The sequence below is a fragment of the Paraburkholderia sp. BGA-UO-ETr-F21 genome (assembly GCF_059567925.1).
The window spans coordinates 905217-923923 of the sequence record NZ_JCAQOY010000040.1; the positions used below are offsets into that span (position 1 = coordinate 905217).

At 62.5% G+C, this 18707-nt stretch carries 16 protein-coding genes; 8 read left to right on the forward strand and 8 right to left on the reverse strand.

What is annotated here, in order from left to right; all coding sequences use genetic code 11:
- Nucleotides 1-36 precede the first annotated feature (36 nt).
- The 5 genes from AC57B1_RS36520 to AC57B1_RS36540 form a co-directional block, all read right to left on the reverse strand.
- Nucleotides 37-363, reverse strand: coding sequence for a hypothetical protein (locus tag AC57B1_RS36520; RefSeq protein ID WP_408184624.1), 327 nt, complete (start codon nucleotides 361-363; stop codon nucleotides 37-39).
- Between the two features lie 187 nt (nucleotides 364-550).
- Entirely contained in the window at nucleotides 551-1402 is an 852-nt protein-coding gene (locus AC57B1_RS36525) for an alpha/beta fold hydrolase (protein ID WP_496420124.1), read from the reverse strand.
- 8 nt (nucleotides 1403-1410) lie between these two features.
- The gene (locus AC57B1_RS36530) at nucleotides 1411-3003 is read right to left on the reverse strand and encodes a benzoate-CoA ligase family protein (protein WP_496420125.1); all 1593 of its coding nucleotides are present in this window, start codon (nucleotides 3001-3003) and stop codon (nucleotides 1411-1413) included.
- Between the two features lie 120 nt (nucleotides 3004-3123).
- Nucleotides 3124-4719 carry a 3,4-dehydroadipyl-CoA semialdehyde dehydrogenase gene (locus AC57B1_RS36535; protein WP_496420126.1) on the reverse strand — a complete coding sequence of 532 codons (1596 nt, stop codon included), beginning with the start codon at nucleotides 4717-4719 and terminating at the stop codon, nucleotides 3124-3126.
- A gap of 8 nt (nucleotides 4720-4727) precedes the next feature.
- Nucleotides 4728-5195, reverse strand: a complete 468-nt coding sequence (locus tag AC57B1_RS36540; RefSeq protein WP_496420127.1) for a DUF4863 family protein — start codon at nucleotides 5193-5195, stop codon at nucleotides 4728-4730.
- 193 nt (nucleotides 5196-5388) lie between these two features.
- On the opposite strand from AC57B1_RS36540, the gene AC57B1_RS36545 reads away from it, so the two are divergent.
- The 4 genes from AC57B1_RS36545 to boxA all read left to right on the forward strand — a co-directional run bounded on the left by AC57B1_RS36545 (nucleotide 5389) and on the right by boxA (nucleotide 11047).
- A complete protein-coding gene (locus tag AC57B1_RS36545; RefSeq protein WP_408347424.1) occupies nucleotides 5389-6372 on the forward strand; it encodes a helix-turn-helix transcriptional regulator in 984 nt (327 codons plus the stop codon).
- Nucleotides 6373-6488: 116 nt separating this feature from the next.
- The gene (gene boxC / locus AC57B1_RS36550; protein WP_496420128.1) at nucleotides 6489-8159 is read left to right on the forward strand and encodes a 2,3-epoxybenzoyl-CoA dihydrolase; all 1671 of its coding nucleotides are present in this window, start codon (nucleotides 6489-6491) and stop codon (nucleotides 8157-8159) included.
- Between the two features lie 165 nt (nucleotides 8160-8324).
- On the forward strand, nucleotides 8325-9752 hold the full coding sequence (gene boxB, locus AC57B1_RS36555; protein ID WP_091792759.1) for a benzoyl-CoA 2,3-epoxidase subunit BoxB: 1428 nt from the start codon (nucleotides 8325-8327) through the stop codon (nucleotides 9750-9752).
- Nucleotides 9753-9805: 53 nt separating this feature from the next.
- Nucleotides 9806-11047, forward strand: a complete 1242-nt coding sequence (gene boxA, locus AC57B1_RS36560) for a benzoyl-CoA 2,3-epoxidase subunit BoxA (protein ID WP_408347430.1) — start codon at nucleotides 9806-9808, stop codon at nucleotides 11045-11047.
- 52 nt (nucleotides 11048-11099) lie between these two features.
- On the opposite strand, the gene AC57B1_RS36565 is transcribed toward boxA, so the two are convergent.
- The 3 genes from AC57B1_RS36565 to AC57B1_RS36575 form a co-directional block, all read right to left on the reverse strand.
- Nucleotides 11100-11495 carry a type II toxin-antitoxin system VapC family toxin gene (locus AC57B1_RS36565; RefSeq protein ID WP_408347433.1) on the reverse strand — a complete coding sequence of 132 codons (396 nt, stop codon included), beginning with the start codon at nucleotides 11493-11495 and terminating at the stop codon, nucleotides 11100-11102.
- Nucleotides 11492-11728, reverse strand: a complete 237-nt coding sequence (locus AC57B1_RS36570) for a type II toxin-antitoxin system Phd/YefM family antitoxin (RefSeq protein ID WP_408347436.1) — start codon at nucleotides 11726-11728, stop codon at nucleotides 11492-11494. The genes AC57B1_RS36565 and AC57B1_RS36570 overlap by 4 nt, the downstream gene beginning before the upstream one ends.
- 83 nt (nucleotides 11729-11811) lie before the next feature.
- The gene (locus AC57B1_RS36575) at nucleotides 11812-12561 is read right to left on the reverse strand and encodes a TetR/AcrR family transcriptional regulator (RefSeq protein WP_496420129.1); all 750 of its coding nucleotides are present in this window, start codon (nucleotides 12559-12561) and stop codon (nucleotides 11812-11814) included.
- A gap of 302 nt (nucleotides 12562-12863) precedes the next feature.
- Here AC57B1_RS36575 and AC57B1_RS36580 point away from each other — a divergent pair, with 302 nt between their 5' ends.
- From AC57B1_RS36580 to AC57B1_RS36595, 4 genes are all read left to right on the forward strand, one after another.
- A complete protein-coding gene (locus AC57B1_RS36580; RefSeq protein WP_496420130.1) occupies nucleotides 12864-14144 on the forward strand; it encodes a Zn-dependent hydrolase in 1281 nt (426 codons plus the stop codon).
- Nucleotides 14145-14290: 146 nt separating this feature from the next.
- Nucleotides 14291-15640: an NAD(P)-dependent oxidoreductase gene (locus AC57B1_RS36585; RefSeq protein ID WP_496420131.1), complete on the forward strand. Its 1350-nt coding sequence runs from the start codon at nucleotides 14291-14293 to the stop codon at nucleotides 15638-15640.
- A 66-nt stretch (nucleotides 15641-15706) separates the two neighbouring features.
- A complete protein-coding gene (preA, locus tag AC57B1_RS36590; protein WP_496420132.1) occupies nucleotides 15707-17044 on the forward strand; it encodes an NAD-dependent dihydropyrimidine dehydrogenase subunit PreA in 1338 nt (445 codons plus the stop codon).
- Nucleotides 17045-17155: 111 nt separating this feature from the next.
- A complete protein-coding gene (locus AC57B1_RS36595) occupies nucleotides 17156-18667 on the forward strand; it encodes an NCS1 family nucleobase:cation symporter-1 (RefSeq protein ID WP_496420133.1) in 1512 nt (503 codons plus the stop codon).
- The last annotated feature ends 40 nt before the right edge of the window (nucleotides 18668-18707 follow it).

The window sequence follows — 18707 nt, forward strand, 5'->3', positions numbered from 1 at the left end:
GCGAGCCCCACCCGCGCGTCGCGTGAGGCGCGAAACTCAGTCCACGGTGTGGATGACGGGCGTGGCGAGCGGCGCCGGCGCGGCAGCAGACAGTGCCGGGTCGGCGCTTGATGCGGGTAGTGCTGGGGTTTGAATCGTCAGCGCGGCGGGCGCCGGTGAAGCGGAGGACGGATTCGCCGGGAGAAGCGCGGCGGCAGTGCTCTCGCTGGCGGGAATCTCGGTAGGACTAACCGCGCTCGTGCCGGCTGTTTTGTCGTCGTCGTTGCCACAAGCACCGACCAGCGCACAAAGCGACAGGGCAGCCAGCGCGGCCGCCAAACGTTTGCAATGCAAGGCTTTAGACGGCTTCGACACAACGGACATGGCAATGTCTCCGGCACGGGGAAGATGCGCGAGGGCATCGACGTGCCCAGGTCAGCGATACGCAAGAATAGTCGCTGACCTGTGTAACTTTTGTGAAGATGTGGAAATTTGAGTATTTGGTGAGAGCTGGGCGCCGACCAATCGCACACTGCGTTAGCATGCCGAAAGGTTTGGCCTCGCTCGATGATCAGGAAGACGCGCTTCCAGCAACGAATGCCGCAATGGCTTCGTTCAAAGCCTCGGGCGCGTCGCGATGCGGCGAATGCCCGCAAGCCTCGAGCTTGACCAGTTGCGCATGTGGAACGTGTGCGGCGATCGTATCGATCTGGGCCATCGTGCCGTAGTTGTCGTCATGGCCTTGCACCGCGAGCAGCGGCTTGCGGATGGACGCCAGTTCCCCGGCAATCGTCCACGTTCGGAATGCCGGATTCAGCCAGATGTCGTTCCAGCCATAAAACGCCGAATCGACGTCCGCGTGATAGCGGCTGAGTTTGCTGCGCAGGTCGGTGGTTTCGTAGAGCTGTTTGGTCTGCGCGATGCTTTCCACCGAAATATCCTCGACGAACACATGCGGCGCAATCGCCACCGCGCCGGCCAATTCCTCGGCATGGAGCGCGGCGTACAGCAGGGTGATCGAGCCGCCGTCGCTATGACCGATCAGCCACATGCGGCGGCGTTCGCGTGAATCGATACCGAGTGCGTCGAGCAATGCGGGCAGAATGTCGCGCGCCTGCGCCGTCATGAAATCGGTGGGCCACTTCACCTCATGCGCACGCGGTGTGGAAAGCCCGTAGCCGGGCCGCGAATAGACGAGCCCTCGCATGCCGAGCCGTTCGCACAGTGTTTGCGGCCAGTCGCGCCACATCGCGATCGAACCGAGGCCTTCATGCAGGAAGACGGCGATCGGCGCGTCGGTCGCGCGCGCATTCACCCAGCGATACTCGATGCGCAGCGGTCCATGCGACGCGGTAGCGGGCAGTTCAGCGAACTCGCTAACGGTCGTTGCGGCGGTAACGTTGGCGCTGGCGGGGTTCTGCATAAATCACCTTATGACTGCTCGCGCAGTTTGAAACGTTGAATTTTTCCGGTGGCGGTTTTCGGCAGATCGTCGGCGAACACGATATCGCGCGGATATTTGTGCGGCGCGAGCCGGTCCTTCACGAAAGCTTTCAACTCGTCCGCGAGTATCTCAGATGGCGTGAATTCACGCTTCAGTACGACGAACGCGCGCGTCTTGACGAGGCCGCCGTGATCGACGCCGACCACCGCGGCTTCGAGCACCGCGTCGTGCTGCACCAGCACCATTTCCACTTCGACGGGCGAGACATACTGGCCGCTGACTTTCAGCATGTCGTCGCTGCGGCCCGCATAGACATAGCAGCCATTCGGCAGCCGGCAGTACTTGTCGCCGCTGCGAATCCATTCGCCGAGAAAGGTGGCGCGCGATTTCTCGCGGTTGTTCCAGTACATCACCGCCGCGCTCGGCCCTTTGATGAACAGATCGCCGACTTCGCCGTCGGGCACGGCGTGGCCCGCATCGTCGCGCAATTCGACTTCGTATCCGGGCACCGGTCGGCCCGTGGTGCCGTATTCGACTGCGCCCGCGCGATTGGACAAAAAGATGTGCAGCATTTCGGTCGAGCCGATGCCGTCGAGAATTTCGCAGCCGAAGTGCGCGGTAAAGCGCTCGCCGATTTCGCGCGGCAACGCTTCGCCCGCCGACGTGCAAATGCGTATCGCGACATCGGCGCGCGCGGGCAGGTTCGGCGACACCAGCATGTTCGCGTAGAGCGTGGGCACGCCGTAAAACACCGTCGGGCGATGTTTGACGAGGCGCGCGAAGATCGCGTCGGCGGTGGGGCGCTCGGCCATCAGGATCGCGGTCGCGCCGACCGAGAGCGGGAATGTCAGTCCATTGCCGAGACCGTATGCAAAGAACAGTTTGGCCGCGGAAAACACCACGTCGCTTTCGGCAATGCCGAGAATTGGCTTGGCATACAGCTCGGCAGTCCAGTAAAGGTTGGCGTGCGTGTGAACGGTGCCCTTCGGCTTGCCGGTCGAGCCCGACGAGTACAGCCAGAAGGCGATGTCGTCGCAACCGGTCGCGGCGGCTTTGGCGGCAGGCGTGGCGGCGTCAATCAGGTCGTCAAGCAGAGGCGCGAGGAGCGGCTCGCCTTCACGCGGTTGCGAGACGATCAGCTGACAGCCGTCATGTTCGGCGGACTCCAGCGCCTGCGTCACGTTCTGCACGAGCGCACCCGAGGCGATCACGGCGCGCGCGTGGCTATGCGTCAGCATGTACACGTAGTCGGCGGGCGTGAGCAGCGTGTTCGCCACGACCGGCACGACGCCCGCGTAGAGCGCGCCGAGAAAGGCAACCGGTAGCGCGATGGTGTCGTGCATCACCAGCAGTATTCGCTCTTCAGGATGCACGCCGAGCGTACGCAGCGCGCTGGCGAAGCGCCGCGCGCGGTCTTCGAGTTCACCGTAGGTCGTGCTGCCGGTGTCGTCGATATAGGCGGTCTTGCCGGCGCGCGTTTCGTTCAATTGAAACAGGTAGGCCGCGAAATTGAACAGCGCGGGCGGCGCTTCGACCGTCGCGGCGGGCTGGTTAGCCGCCTTTTCCAGCAGGGCTTCCATGTGTCTCCTCCATCGGGTGGGCGCGGTCCGGCTGTTCTGTGCTCATGATCCGCTCGATGCTTGCGGGCTGATTCGCGTGCCCGGTCCTGATTGCTACGTTTTTGCTGCGGTCGTGCGCCGTCAGGCCGAGGGTAAATGCGTCGTCTGTGTGAGCGCCTCGATTGCCGCGCTCGCGGCCTGGATGGCCGAGCGCCGGTGATAGAAAGCGAGTGCGCGCAAGCCACCGAGTTCTTCGCCGCCGCCCGCGCGGCCCGGTCCGCCGTGCAGCGACATCGGCATCAAGTTGCCGTGACCGGTTTGACTCTGCTGCACGGAGGGCGAAATGGCATGCACACGACCGTGCGAATCCGCGAGTTCCAGCGTGAGGCGGCCGAGATGCGCTTCGTCGTTCGAATAGATCGATGCGACGAGGGATCCGAGACCGCGTCGCGCGAGGGTGACTGCGTGCGCTTCGGGTAGCGCATGTCCAGCGGCGGAAACGCGATAAGGCGCCACGCTCGCGACCGGTCCGAATACTTCGAGGTCGTGCAGGAGCGTCGCGTTATCAGGATCGTTGACGACGAACAGATGCGGCGCGACGCAAGCCGCGATGGTTGCGTCCGCATCGATGAGCGGCACTGCTGAGCCGTCGAAAGCGAGCACCGCTTCTTCCCGAAGCGCCGCGATACCGGCCAGTACGTTCTCGTATTGCTCGCGGCTCACGAGCGAACCCATACGCACGGCGTCGTTGCGCGGATTGCCGACGGTGATCTTCGCGAGCTTCGCCTTTAGTGCCTCGAGCACAGCTTCAAGTACAGCCTCCGGCACGAAAGCGCGGCGGATGGCCGTGCATTTTTGCCCGGATTTCACCGTCATTTCCCGCACGACTTCCTTGATGAACAGATCGAAGGCGGGCGTCTCGGGCGTGGCGTCGGCGCACAGAATCGCGCTGTTCAGACTGTCGGCTTCGACGTTCAGGCGTGCACCGCCCTGTACGAATGCCGGATGTGCGCGCAACGTGGCGGCCGTGTCCGCAGAGCCCGTGAACGACACCACGTCGAAAGGCTGAATCTGATCGAGCAGGCCCGCCGAGCCGCCGCAGATCACGGAGAGCGCGCCGGGCGGCAGAATGCCCGCGTCGACCACGTCGGCGACCATGCGTTGGGTGAGCCAGGCGGTGGCCGTGGCGGGCTTGACGATGACGGGCACGCCCGAGAGCAGGGCCGGCGCGGCTTTTTCCCACAAGCCCCACGACGGAAAATTGAAGGCGTTGATAAACAGCGCGACGCCGCGTGTCGGCGTCAGCACGTGCTGCACGTTGAACGATCGATCCTTGCTCAGCGAGTCGGTGTTGCCGTCCCGTAGTGCATGCACCTCGCCAAGCGTTGCGCCGAGTTTCGCGTAATACGACAGCGTGAAAATACCGCCGTCGATATCGACCGCGGAGTCGTTGCGCGTGGTGCCCGAATTCGCGGTGGCGATCGCGTAATAGTCGTCGCGTTTCGCTTGCAGCAGCTTGACGATATCGGCGAGGCGGGCGGCGCGCTGCGCATAGGTCAGCGCTCGCAACGCCGCGCCGCCTTCATCGCGGGCAAAGCGGAAGGCGTGGGCGAGATCGAGGCCCTCGCTCGAGACGCGCACGAGCGCTTCGCCCGTCACCGGATCGGTGAGCGTGACGCCTGTGCCGCTGCCCGCGATCCACTGGCCGCCCACGTGGTTCTTCAATAGTTCGGTCATGGCGGCGCTCAAGCGGGAGTGAATTCGATTGCGCCTTGCGGCAACAGATACAGCACCAGCGCCTCGCCGTTCGCCACCGTCGGTCGATGCGCGGAGCCGGGGCCGTACACGCACCAGCCGGCCGGGTGGCCGTCGAACGTGGCGCCTGCGGTCAGCGGCATGATCAGATCGATCTCGCCATTGGGGTGAACATGGTGCGGGCCGGCGATATCGTTCATATCGACCACGTCGACGGAAAAGCCGTGCGTCTCGGGCAGCGCCTTGAAGATGCGGCCGTAGCGAATGCCGCCGCCTTCGCGGTTGCACAGCCAGCCTTCGGCGACGCCGCTGCGGCAGGCTTCGGCAAGCTCGCGGAACGTGCCGCCTTCAGCGGGATAGGTGTCGTTCAGCCACGCCGCCAGGCTGCCGTCGAGCGGCCGGCCGGCGAGTTGCTCCGTGACGCCCGCAATCAGGCGCTGGAATTCATGTGGGGACATGCGAGCCTCCAGGTCGGCGCGTTCGACCGCCACACGCACGTTAATGCATGCGAGTCGTCGCGCACTCTCCATGACGCCGCCGGAAATTCTCGGCAGCGTTTGTTATTGAATCAATATTTGGCGAAAATTAACCGTTCACCACCTGCGTGTCAAGCACTATAGTACATGTACCGAAGTTAAGGGGTAGCAAAACATGAACCAAAATTACTCTCCTGCGCCATTGGACGACTCCCCAGACGAGGATGCGGGCCGCGCGGGCGCGCCGGCGGAGCGCGGCGTCGAGCGCGAAGAGCGCGATCCCTTTCTCACGGCAATGGGCGAGCGCGTGCGCCTCCTGCGTGCGCGCCGTGGCATGACACGCAAGACGCTGGCAACGGAAACGGGCCTGTCGGAGCGGCACCTGGCGAATCTGGAATCAGGTGTGGGCAATGCGTCGGTGCTCGTGCTGCGGCAGATCGCGACCACCTTGAACTGTTCGCTGGCCGAGGTGATCGGCGACGAAACCACCGCCTCCGCCGAGTGGCTGCTGATCCGCGAATTGCTTCACGGGCGCGATCAGGCGGCCCTGCAGCGCGCCCGCGTGACGCTGGCCGAGATGTTCGCGCAGGCGCCGCGCGACCCGCATCGCAAGGACCGGATTGCGCTGATCGGCCTGCGTGGCGCGGGCAAATCGACGCTCGGAAGGATGCTGGCGCAGGAGCGCAAGGTGCCGTTCGTCGAACTCACGCGGGTGATCGAGCAACTGGCCGGCTGCCCGCCTTCGGAGATTCATTCGCTGTACGGAGCGGCCGCTTACCGGCGCTATGAGCACCGTGCGCTCGAGGCCGTGATTCAGGAGCACGAGCATGCGGTGATTGCGTCGCCGGGCGGGCTGGTGTCGGAATCGGGCACCTTCAATACCTTGCTGTCGCACTGCTACACGGTGTGGCTGCAGGCCGCGCCGGAGGAACATATGCGCCGGGTCGTCGCGCAAGGCGACCTGCGGCCGATGTCGGGTAACAAGGAGGCGATGGACGACCTCAAGCGCATCCTGGCGGGGCGCAGCGAACTGTATGGTCGCGCCGATATGACCTTCGACACCAGCGAAAAAACCCTGGCCGACGCCTATCTGCAACTGCGCGACCGCCTCGCTGCAAGGCTTGCCGCCGAATCGCCGGATGACGTGCGGGTGGGTTGATCTGCGCTCCGGCGTCAGGGTTTACTAGCAAACATGCACTAAAGTGCTTTACATGGGTTTGTCGGTGCACTATTGTTCAAAAAACAAATTTGCATCGTCCAGTCAGGAGACGCCCCATGTCCACAGCAGAAACCGCCGTTGCGCCGGTCGACTACCGCACCGATCCCTCGCAGTACAAGCATTGGAAGCTGAGCTTCAATGGTCCGGTCGCGACGCTCGGCATCGACATCGCCGAGGACGGCGGTATCCGTGACGGCTACAAGCTCAAGCTGAATTCATATGACCTCGGCGTCGACATCGAACTGCACGACGCAATACAGCGCATCCGCTTCGAGCATCCGGAAGTGAAAACCGTGGTGCTGACGAGTCTGAAGGATCGCGTGTTCTGCTCGGGCGCCAACATCTTCATGCTGGGTCTTTCCACTCATGCGTGGAAGGTGAACTTCTGCAAGTTCACCAACGAAACGCGCAATGGTCTGGAAGATTCCTCGCGCTATTCCGGTCTCAAGTTTCTCGCAGCGGTGAACGGCGCCTGCGCAGGTGGCGGCTACGAACTCGCGCTTGCCTGCGACGAGATCTATCTGGTGGATGACCGCTCGTCTTCAGTGTCGTTGCCGGAAGTGCCGCTGCTCGGCGTCCTGCCGGGCACCGGCGGCCTCACGCGGGTGACGGACAAGCGTAAGGTGCGCCACGATCGCGCCGACATTTTCTGCACGGTGGTCGAAGGCGTGCGCGGCGAACGCGCGAAAGCGTGGCGACTCGTGGATGAAGTCGTGAAGCCGAACCAGTTCGATCAGGCGATCCAGGCGCGTGCGCTCGAACTTGCCGCGCAGAGCGATCGTCCCGCGGACGCACAAGGCGTGATGCTCACACGTATAGAGCGCACGGATCGCGAAGACGGCCTCACGTATAAAACGCTCGACGTGACGATCGATCGCGCGAAGCGTATTGCAACGTTCACGGCCAGGGCTCCGCAAACCGAACCGCCGTCGGATATCGACGCCATTGTCGCAGCCGGCGCGAACTGGTGGCCGCTGCAATTCGCCCGTGAACTCGACGACGCGATCCTGTCCATGCGCACCAACGAGCTTGCGGTCGGCACGTGGGTATTCAGGACCGAAGGCGACGCGCGCAATCTGCTCGCCGCGGACGCTTCACTCATGCAGCACAAGGACCACTGGTTCGTTCGCGAGACGATCGGCCTGTTGCGCCGCACGTTGGCTCGCATCGACGTCTCGTCGCGTTCGCTGTTCACGCTGATCGAGCCGGGTTCGTGCTTTGCCGGCACTTTCGCGGAACTCGCCTTCGCCGCCGACCGCACTTATATGGCGGCGTTGCCGGCCAATGAGGACGAAGAGCCGGCCATCACGCTTTCGGAAGTCAACTTCGGTCTCTATCCGATGGTCACGCACCAATCGCGTCTTGCACGGCGTTTCTATGAAGAAGCCGCGCCGCTCGACGCCGTGCGCTCCCTGATCGGTCAGCCGATCAAACCGGTCGAAGCCGAACGGCTCGGTCTCGTGACGGCGTCGCCCGACGACATCGATTGGGCCGACGAAATCCGCATCGCGCTCGAAGAACGCGCGGCCATGTCACCGGATGCATTGACCGGGCTCGAAGCGAATCTGCGCTTTAACGGGCCGGAAACGATGGAGACGCGCATCTTCGGCCGTCTCACCGCGTGGCAGAACTGGATTTTCAACCGGCCGAACGCGGTGGGCGAGAAGGGCGCGCTCAAGGTGTACGGCAAGGGCAGCAAAGCGCAATTCGACGTCTCGCGTGTTTGATGCACGCTTGATTCAGCTTGATGCGCGTTGATACGCGTTGATGCGCCCTTGTCAGGTGCTTGATGCGCGGTCGAACGCCATCAGCGCGGCGAGCGCGATCGAAGCCGGCGACTTTCCCATACGCGCCTCTCATCGTCACTGAAGTTTCCGAACCAGGAACCGACCATGTCAACGATCAACTACAGCGAAAAGATTCCGAACAACGTCAACCTCGCCGACGACCGGGCGCTGCAGCGCGCGCTCGAACAATGGCAGCCGAATTTTCTGGCGTGGTGGGGCGACATGGGTCCGGAAGGCTCGCACGGCTACGACGTCTATCTGCGCACCGCAGTGAGCGTGGATGCGGGTGGCTGGGCGCATTTCGATCATGTGAAGATGCCCGACTACCGCTGGGGCATTTTCCTGACGCCCGGCGAGCAGGACCGCAAGATTCACTTCGGCGAACACAAGGGCGAAGCAGCGTGGCAGGACGTGCCGGGCGAACATCGCGCGAATCTGCGGCGCATTATCGTGACGCAAGGCGATACGGAACCCGCGTCGGTCGAGCAGCAGCGCCACCTCGGCTTGACCGCGCCTTCCATGTACGACTTGCGCAACCTCTTCCAGGTCAACGTGGAAGAAGGGCGCCACTTGTGGGCGATGGTGTACCTGCTGCATCGTTACTTCGGCCGCGATGGACGTGAGGAAGCCGAAGCATTGCTCGGCCGCCGCTCGGGCGACGAGGACAACCCGCGCATTCTCGGCGCGTTCAATGAGAAAACGCCGGACTGGCTCGCGTTTTTCATGTTCACGTACTTCACCGATCGCGACGGCAAATTCCAGTTGTCGGCCCTCGCCGAGTCGGGCTTCGATCCGCTCGCGCGCACCACGAAGTTCATGCTGACCGAAGAAGCGCATCACATGTTTGTGGGCGAATCGGGTGTCTCGCGGGTAATCCAGCGCACCGCCAAGGTCATGAACGAACTGGGCACGGACGACGTCGCGAAGATTCGCGCGGCCGGTGTGATCGATCTGCCGACCATTCAGCGCTATCTGAACTTTCACTACTCGGTCACGATCGATCTGTTCGGCGCCGATCATTCGTCCAACGCGGCCACGTTCTATAGCTCGGGCCTGAAAGGCCGCTACGAAGAAAACAAGCGCGACGACGATCATCAATTGAACGGCCAGAGCTACAAGCTGCTCGACGTGCAGGACGGCAAACTGGTCGAGCGTGAAGTGCCGATGCTCAACGCCATGAACGAAGTGCTGCGCGACGACTACATCAAGGATTCGGTGGCGGGCGTGGCGCGCTGGAACAAGGTGCTCGAAAAGGCCGGCATCGATTTCCGCATGACAGTGCCGCATAAAGCGTTCAATCGTCAGATCGGCACGTTCGCGGGCACGCGTGTGTCGCCCGATGGCCGCGTGGTCAGCGAAGCCGAATGGGCCGCCAACGAGGCGAAATGGCTCGCCACGCCGGAAGATCGCGCCTACGTCGCGTCGTTGATGGGGCGCGTTACGGAAGCCGGCAAGTTCGCCAACTGGATTGCGCCGCCTGCAATGGGTGTGAACCGTCAGCCGGTCGATTTCGAATACGTGCGCTTTAACTGAACGCGCGAGCGGCGCGTAGCACGCTTGCGCCGCACATCCTGGTGGAGGAAGTCATGAACGGCCCAGTATCGATCGAAGTTCTCAGGCAGCATCTGATCGATCCGGAAATCTGCATTCGCTGCAATACGTGCGAAGAGACTTGCCCGGTCGATGCGATCACGCACGACGACAACAACTACGTGGTCAAGGCGGAGATCTGCAACGGCTGCATGGCATGCGTGCCGCCGTGTCCGACCGGCGCAATCGACAACTGGCGCACGGTGCTCAAGGCCGATGCCTATCCGATCGACGAGCAGTTCACATGGGACGTCCTGCCGGAACAGAACACAATGGCCGTGCCCGCTGCGGACGAATCGCCGGGCGCGGGCGCATACGGCGATACGCCTGCGGACGCGAGCGGCATCGAAGTGGACACCGTGCGCGGTTCGGTCGTGCCGCCGTGGTCGGCCGCGAAGCCGTATGTGAATCTCTACACGCACAAAGCGCCGACTACCGCGACGGTGGTCGGCAATTACCGGCTCACCGATGGTTCGACCGACAGCGACATTCATCACATCGTGCTCGATTTCGGCTCGATGCCGTTTCCGGTGCTGGAAGGCCAGTCGATCGGCATTCTGCCGCCCGGCGCGAGCGCCGATGGCCGCACACATCACGCGCGCCAGTATTCGATTGCGAGCCCGCGTGATGGCGAGCGGCCCGGTTATAACAACATTTCGCTGACGGTCAAACGCGTTTCGCAGCAGCACGGCGATTCGACCGACGGCGTGTGTTCGAACTACCTGTGTGATCTGAAGAAGGGTGACGTGGTCAGCGTGATCGGCCCGTTCGGCGGCACCTTCCTGATGCCGAACCATCCGAACTCGCATCTGCTGATGATCTGCACGGGTACGGGTTCAGCGCCGATGCGCGCGATGACCGAGTATCGCCGCCGGCGCCGCTTGAAGGGCGCGACCGGCAAGCTGATGCTGTTCTTCGGCGCGCGGACCAAAGAAGAGTTGCCGTACTTCGGCCCGCTCACGAATCTGCCGAAGGATTTCATCGATACCAATCTGGCGTTTTCGCGCACGCCGGGCCAGCCGAAGCGGTACGTTCAGGACGCCATGCGCGAGCGCGCGGTCGATGTGGCGCAAATGCTAAGAGACGACAACACGCATATCTACGTGTGCGGATTGAAGGGCATGGAAGATGGTGTGTTGCAGGCGCTCAAGGAGATCGGCGAGCAGCATCAGCTGGATTGGGAGGCGCTGTGGGGGAAGCTCAAGCGTGAGGGACGGTTGCATCTGGAGACTTACTGACCGGACTTTGTCCGGTCGCTAAGCGGCACTGACTTTCTGGTCTTGCGATAGGTCACCAGATAGTCTTGACATGAGGGTAGGCGCGGATCTTCTCGTCCTTCGTGATAAGGGGGGCCGCGAACTTGCGCGCCGTGGCGACAATCATCCGGTCGGCGGGATCTTTGTGAAACTCGCCGGGAAGATCGACCGACTTCGTTGCAATTTCAACATCGACCGGCACAAAGCGTACCGCTTCGATCGCGGAAACCGTGGCGAGCCAACTGCTTACATCCATGGAGAGCACGAGCCTCTCCCTTTCTACCAGCATGGCAATTTCCCATGCGGAGATCGCCGAGACTGCGATTTCTCCGTCAGCCAGTTCGTGCGTGATAGCCGTTCTTGCCTTCTTGCTTAAAGTCGAATCGCCGGTGGCCCACCAGATCAGAGTATGGGTGTCCAGAACGATCACTGCGCGGCCTCCCAATCGTCCTCTCCAATAGGTGCCGTGGGGTTGTCGTAATGCAAAACCGTGCCGCGCAGTATCTCGAGGGGGCTGCGTTCGACCCCTCGGTAGGGACGAACTTCAACTGCGGGTTTGCCATGGTCCGTCACTATCACGCTTTCTCCCGTTGTTTCCACCTGCCTGAAAAATTCGAGTGCTTTAGCCTTGAACTCGGATTTCGACACCAGATTTCCCGCCATAATTGTACCTATAGTCACATGTCTATAGTCATAATTATAAGGTGGAAAGCGACATAGCTATAGCGACGGAAATAGAAGTTTCTTTATGCGCGCCCCTCGGACAAGTCCGACGTCTCCGGCGACACCGCCCCGCATGCCCGAATCACCAACTGCACGACTTCCTCCGTCGTCGCCTCGAACGCTTTCTGCGTCAACGCACGTTTGCCTTTGAGCGCCCGAATCTGGGCATCGAAGTCGGCGTAGTGCTGGGTCGTCGCCCAGATCATGTACATCAACGTCTGCGCATTCACCGGCGCAAGCAACCCGCGCGCGATCCAGTTGTCGATCACCTTCACACGGCTGTCGAGCCACGGCTTCACACGCTCCGTGAGAATGTCCTCCATGTGTTCCGCGCCGTGAATGATCTCGCTCGCCCACACCTTCGAACCGAGCGGGCGGCGGCGCGACAATTCCATTTTCGCGCGAACATAGCCGCCAATCGCCTCGACCGGGTCGTCGCTGCATTCGAACGTGTCGGCCGCGCGATACCAGTCTTCGAACAGATCTTCCAGCACGCGCCGGTAAAGCGCGAGCTTGGTCGGGAAGTAGTAGTGCAAGTTGGCTTTCGGTAAGCCTGCACGTTCAGCGATCATCGCAGTGCTCGTGCCGTCGAGTCCGCGCTCCGCAAAAACCGCCTCCGCGCACGCCAGAAGATGCGCTTCATTCGATTCGCGAATGTGTGCCTTGCGCCGCCGCAAAGGCGCGCGCGTTTCTTCATTTTCCGTGATGTCGGCCGCCACGTCGTCGTCTCTCATGTTCGCCTTCGGCGGCATCTGTGCCGCGTCGCGCTTCATTCTAGTCGTTTGGCGCGGCGCTCACACGCGCATTCGCTACCCGCCCCAAATCCATGTTGCAATGCAATGGCACGCTTCTCGCTATGTTTCTCACCGCACGAAAGGTGTTGATTTGGCGAGTTTAATCGTCTACAACCTGTCCAACTGGACAGGATTGGAAGAGCAGGCGATACCCCAGGGTTTGCCCTCTCTATAAGAGGCGATCGAACTCATCGCGTATGCACCGCCCGCGTGCGGCAGCGCCCCAAAATCCACCGCCGATGCACCAGTTTTACGTCGGTTCACCGAAAGGAGCGAGACGAATGAACGCGGTATCCGAAGCGCTGAAGGGCGCAGAGCCCACCACCTCGATCAAGGTCGATGGCAAGCGGTTGTGGGACAGTCTGATGACGATGGCGAAGATCGGCGCGACACCCAAAGGCGGCGTCTGTCGCCTCGCGCTCACCGACCTCGACAAGGAAGGGCGTGACCTGATAGTGAGTTGGGCGAAGCAAGCCGGCTGCACAGTCAGCGTCGATCAGATGGGCAATGTGTTCATGCGTCGCGCCGGGCGCAATCCCGCCGCGCTGCCGGTCATGACCGGCTCGCACGCCGACTCGCAGCCGACCGGCGGGCGCTTCGACGGCATCTATGGCGTGCTGGGCGGTCTCGAAGTGATTCGGAGTCTGAACGATCACGGTATCGAGACGGAGCATCCGGTCGAAGTGGTGATCTGGACCAACGAGGAAGGCTCGCGCTTCGCGCCGGCCATGGTGGCATCGGGCGTGTTCGCCGGCGTGTTCACGCTCGACTACGGTCTGTCGCGCAAGGACGTGGATGGCAAAACCATTGGCGAGGAACTCGAACGCATCGGCTATGCGGGCGATGTACCGTGCGGTGGACGGCCACTGCACGCGGCCTTTGAGCTGCACATCGAACAAGGGCCGATTCTCGAAGCGGAACAGAAAACCATCGGCGTGGTGACCGACGCGCAAGGTCAGCGCTGGTACGAAATCATGCTGACCGGGCAGGAGGCGCACGCGGGTCCGACGCCCATGCCGCGCCGTCGCGACGCCTTGCTCGGCGCCGCTCGCGTGGTCGATCTGGTCAATCGCATCGGTCTGGACAACGCACCGTTCGGTTGCGCGACGGTCGGCATGATGCAGGTCTATCCGAACTCGCGCAACGTGATTCCAGGCCGCGTGTTTTTCACCGTCGATTTCCGTCATCCGGACGATGCAGTGCTCGCGAAAATGGACGCCGCGTTGCGCAAGGGCGTGGCGGACATCGCGAACGGCATCGGGCTCGAAACCGAACTCGAGCAGATCTTTTATTACGCGCCCGTCGCTTTCGACGAAGCCTGTGTGAAGTCCGTGCGCGCCGCGGCGGAACGCTTCGGTTATCCGCATCGCAATATGGTGTCCGGTGCGGGACACGATGCCTGTTATCTGTCGCAAGTCGCGCCGACCTCGATGGTGTTCGTGCCGTGCGTGGACGGTATCAGTCACAACGAGATCGAGGACGCCACCTTCGAATGGATCGAAGCCGGCGCCAACGTGTTGCTGCACGCCATGCTGGAGCGGGCATGCGAGCCGGTTTCATGACGATGTCATAACGCTTTGGCGGTTGCGGTCCTTACCACCCGTTCGACCCGCTTCACCGTAGTGCCCATTAAAACATGCCGTCCCGGTTGCGCCTGACGCGCGGCCGGCGGGAGCGGCTACGTCCTCACATCGAAGAAGGAACGCGTATGGCCATCAAGCAAACCGGCGACATTGCCGCTCAGCGCCTGTCGCCCGAGCAGCTCTCGTGCGAGTTCTCCGACATCGCACCGTTGCTCGACGCGAGCGCCGCAGCCGCGGCGGCGAGCCGCTGCCACTACTGTTACGACGCGCCGTGCGTGAACGCCTGCCCGACGCAGATCGACATTCCCAGTTTCATCCGCAAGATCAGCAACGGCAATCTGAAGGGCGCGGCAGTGGACATTCTGTCCGCCAACCCGCTGGGCGGCATGTGCTCACGTGTCTGCCCGACAGAGATTCTTTGCGAAGGCGCCTGCGTGCGTAACCATCAGGATGCGAAGCCGGTGGCGATCGGCGCACTGCAACGTCATGCCACCGATTGGGCAATGGCGCGCGGTGAAGCGCTCTTCAAGCGCGCAGCCGAAACCGGCCGACACGTTGCGGTGGTCGGCGCGGGTCCGGCGGGACTCGCCTGTGCACACCGTCTTGCACTGGCCGGCCATAACGTGACGATCTTCGACGCTCACGAAAAGGCCGGTGGTCTGAACGAGTACGGCATTGCCGCCTACAAGACCGTCGACGATTTTGCGCAGCGTGAGGTGGAGTGGCTGTGCTCGGTTGGCGGCATCGAGATCAGACACGGCGTCTCGCTTGGACGCGATGTCGACCTCGACACACTGCGCAAGCAGCATGATGCTGTGTTCCTCGCGATCGGTCTCACCGGCGTGCGGGCACTTGCGATGGAAGGCGAGGACCTTGGCGGCGTGATGAATGCGGTGGACTTCATCGAACAGGTGCGCAGCGCGAGCGACCTTGGCACGGTGCCGGTGGGCCGGCGGGTCGTCGTGGTCGGCGGCGGCAATACGGCGGTGGATGCGGCCGTGCAAAGCCGCAAGCTCGGCGCAACCTCGGTGACGATGGTGTACCGGCGCGGCGTCGAATCGATGAGCGCGACGTGGGCCGAGCGCGATTTCGCGCGGACCAGCGGCGTCACGCTCGTCACGCACGCCACGCCGATGCGTTTGATCGGCGAAGGCGGCGTGGTTACGGGCGTCGAATTCGCACGCACGTTGAATGACGGTGGCGAGGAGCGGTTTGTCGTCGAAGCGGACATGGTGCTCAAGGCGATCGGCCAGACGCTCGTGCCGGTCGGCATAGAACGGGAATTGCTGACGTTGGACGGCAGCCGCATCGCGGTGGATGCGAATGGCCAGACCTCGCTCGTGGGCGTGTGGGCCGGCGGCGATTGCGCGGCTACCGGCGGCATCGACCTCACGGTGCAGGCGGTGCAGGACGGCAAAATGGCCGCTGCCGCGATCGACGCACAGTTCGCTCGTACAGCGGTTAAGGCCGCCTGAACGAACCATGCCAAATTGAACGAAGCGTCATACCAGACAAAAACAGCAGTCCCCAAGGAGCCGAACATGGCCGATCTGCGCTGTACGATTGCCGGCATCACCTCGCCGAATCCCTTCTGGCTCGCCTCCGCGCCGCCGACCGACAAAGCCTACAACGTGAACCGCGCCTTCGAGGCGGGCTGGGGCGGCGTGGTGTGGAAAACGCTCGGCCTCGACCCGCACGTGGTGAACGTGAGCTCGCGTTACGGCGCGGTGCAATGGAACGGCCAGCGTATTGCGGGTTTGAACAATATCGAACTGATTACCGACCGTCCGCTCGAGGTCAATCTTAAGGAAATCGCGCAAGTCAAACGCGACTGGCCCGATCGCGCGATGATCGTCTCGCTGATGGTGCCGTGCAACGAGCGCGACTGGAAGTGGATCCTGCCGCTCGTCGAGGACACCGGCGCCGATGCGGTCGAATTGAATTTCGGCTGCCCGCATGGCATGAGCGAGCGCGGCATGGGCGCGGCGGTCGGCCAGGTGCCCGAATATGTCGAGATGGTCACGCGTTGGGTCAAGGAGGGCACGAAGCTGCCGTGCCTTGTCAAGCTCACGCCGAATATCAGCGACATTCGTCTGGGTTCGCGCGCGGCTTATAAAGGCGGCGCGGACGGCGTGTCGCTGATCAACACGATCAACTCGATTGTCGCCGTCGATCTCGACGCGATGTCGCCGCTGCCGATGGTCGACGGCAAGGGCACCCACGGCGGCTACTGCGGCCCGGCAGTGAAACCGATCGCGCTGAACATGGTCGCGGAAATCGCACGCGACGTGGAAACGCCGAACCTGCCGATTTCCGGCATTGGCGGAATCTCCTCCTGGCGCGACGCCGCCGAATTCATGGTGCTCGGCGCGGGCAGCGTACAGGTTTGCACGGCGGCGATGCACTACGGATTCCGTATCGTTTCCGACCTCGCCGACGGCCTCTCCAACTGGATGGACGAAAAAGGCTACGCGACGCTCGACGACATTCGCGGCCGCGCCGTGCCGAACGTGACCGACTGGAAATACCTGAACCTCAAATACGACATCAAGGCGCGCATCGATCAGGACAAGTGCATTCAGTGCGGCCTGTGCCATATCGCCTGCGAAGACACGGCTCACCAGGCGATCATGAAAGAAAAAGATGGCGTCCGGCATTTTGAAGTGATGGACTCCGAATGTGTCGGCTGCAATCTGTGCATGCATGTGTGTCCGGTCGAACAGTGCATCACGATGGAGCGCGTGGACAACGGCGAGTACGCGAACTGGACCACGCATCCGAATAACCCGGCGCGCGTGGGCGCAGAAGAGGGGGCAACAGCGGACGCGGCCGAAACCGCCGGGCACGCCCATGCCCACGCAGCGGCAAAAGCCGCCTGAAACAGCATGGGGTCGGAAAAAACGCAGCGCTAGTACTGAACCTGTCATTCCCATGGCCCGACGCGCCGCAAGAAGCCGCGCGGGCCTCAACGATCGAGTGGAGATCTTTAGATGAAGCAGACAGCGCAATCCGCCGACCCGCAGTTCGCGGCCGGCGTGCAGGGCAGCAGTCTATACAACGACGATCTGGCGCCGACCGGCGTCGCACAGCGCACGTGGAAGTGGTATCACTTCGCCGCGCTGTGGGTGGGGATGGTGATGAACATCGCGTCTTACATGCTCGCCGCCGGCTTGACGGAAGAGGGCATGTCGCCGTGGCAAGCCGTGGTGACCGTGTTGCTCGGCAACCTGATCGTGCTGGTGCCGATGCTGCTGATCGGCCACGCGGGCGCGAAGCACGGCATTCCGTATGCGGTGCTGGTGCGCTCCTCGTTCGGAACCCAGGGCGCCAAATTGCCGGCAATGCTGCGCGCGATCGTCGCATGCGGCTGGTACGGCATTCAGACATGGCTCGGCGGCAGCGCGATCTACACGCTGCTCAATATTCTCACGGGCAACGCGCTGCACGGCGCGGCTTTGCCGTTTCTCGACATTTCGCTCGCGCAACTCGCGTGTTTCCTCGTGTTCTGGGCGCTGCAGATCTACTTCATCGTGCATGGCACCGATTCGATCCGCTGGCTCGAAAGCTGGTCCGCACCGATCAAGATCGTCATGTGCATTGCGCTCGTGTGGTGGGCGACCTCGAAAGCCGGCGGTCTTGGCTCGATGCTGTCGGCGCCGTCGCAATTCGTGCCGGGTGGCAAGAAGGAAGGCATGTTCTGGGCCACCTTCTGGCCAGGCCTTACGGCAATGGTCGGATTCTGGGCCACGCTCGCACTGAATATTCCCGACTTCACGCGCTTTGCCAGAACGCAGCGTGATCAGATCATCGGTCAGTCAGTCGGCTTGCCGGTGCCGATGGCGTTGCTCTCGGTGATCTCGGTAGTGGTCACGTCGGCCACCGTGGTGATCTACGGCAAGGCGATCTGGGATCCGATCGATCTGACGAGCCGCATGACCGGCATCGGCGTGGGTGTCGCGCTGATCATCCTCACGCTCGACACGATGTGCTGCAATCTCGCGGCGAATCTCGTCGGGCCGGCTTATGATTTTTCGAGCCTGTGGCCCAAGGGCATTTCGTATCGCGTGGGCGGCATGATTACCGCGACCATCGCGATCGTGATGATGCCGTGGAAGATTCTCGCCACCACGCAGGGCTATATCTTCACGTGGCTGGTCGGTTACTCGGCGCTGCTCGGTCCGGTGGCGGGTATTCTGATGGTCGACTATTTCCTGATTCGGGGCACTCGGCTCGACACGCGTGAACTGTTCGACGAACACGGCGAGTACAGCTATACCGGCGGCTGGAATATCGGCGCGGTGGTGGCACTCGTGATCGGCGTGCTGCCGAATCTGCCGGGCTTTTTGCACACCGCGTTTCCGGCGTCGTTCCCGAACGTGCCGGCGATCTTCAACACGCTCTATACGTATGCGTGGTTTGTCGGACTGGCGTTGGCGTCGATCGTATACAGCGCGTGGATGAAGTTGAGCAAAGGGCCGAGTGCGCGCGTGGCGAGTGCCTGAGACGCGCACGCGTATCGACGAAACGAAGTACGTAGCACCG

Bases quoted from the DNA above. Each gene is read 5' to 3' on its own strand.
- AC57B1_RS36570 (WP_408347436.1), bottom strand. From the start codon at position 11,728: ATGGCGGGAAATCTGGTGTCGAAATCCGAGTTCAAGGCTAAAGCACTC.
- AC57B1_RS36535 (WP_496420126.1), bottom strand. From the start codon at position 4,719: ATGACCGAACTATTGAAGAACCACGTGGGCGGCCAGTGGATCGCGGGC.
- boxA (WP_408347430.1), top strand. From the start codon at position 9,806: ATGAACGGCCCAGTATCGATCGAAGTTCTCAGGCAGCATCTGATCGAT.
- preA (WP_496420132.1), top strand. From the start codon at position 15,707: ATGGCCGATCTGCGCTGTACGATTGCCGGCATCACCTCGCCGAATCCC.
- boxB (WP_091792759.1), top strand. From the start codon at position 8,325: ATGTCAACGATCAACTACAGCGAAAAGATTCCGAACAACGTCAACCTC.
- AC57B1_RS36540 (WP_496420127.1), bottom strand. From the start codon at position 5,195: ATGTCCCCACATGAATTCCAGCGCCTGATTGCGGGCGTCACGGAGCAA.
- AC57B1_RS36595 (WP_496420133.1), top strand. From the start codon at position 17,156: ATGAAGCAGACAGCGCAATCCGCCGACCCGCAGTTCGCGGCCGGCGTG.
- AC57B1_RS36585 (WP_496420131.1), top strand. From the start codon at position 14,291: ATGGCCATCAAGCAAACCGGCGACATTGCCGCTCAGCGCCTGTCGCCC.
- AC57B1_RS36575 (WP_496420129.1), bottom strand. From the start codon at position 12,561: ATGAAGCGCGACGCGGCACAGATGCCGCCGAAGGCGAACATGAGAGAC.
- AC57B1_RS36520 (WP_408184624.1), bottom strand. From the start codon at position 363: ATGTCCGTTGTGTCGAAGCCGTCTAAAGCCTTGCATTGCAAACGTTTG.
- AC57B1_RS36545 (WP_408347424.1), top strand. From the start codon at position 5,389: ATGAACCAAAATTACTCTCCTGCGCCATTGGACGACTCCCCAGACGAG.
- AC57B1_RS36530 (WP_496420125.1), bottom strand. From the start codon at position 3,003: ATGGAAGCCCTGCTGGAAAAGGCGGCTAACCAGCCCGCCGCGACGGTC.
- AC57B1_RS36525 (WP_496420124.1), bottom strand. From the start codon at position 1,402: ATGCAGAACCCCGCCAGCGCCAACGTTACCGCCGCAACGACCGTTAGC.
- AC57B1_RS36580 (WP_496420130.1), top strand. From the start codon at position 12,864: ATGAACGCGGTATCCGAAGCGCTGAAGGGCGCAGAGCCCACCACCTCG.
- boxC (WP_496420128.1), top strand. From the start codon at position 6,489: ATGTCCACAGCAGAAACCGCCGTTGCGCCGGTCGACTACCGCACCGAT.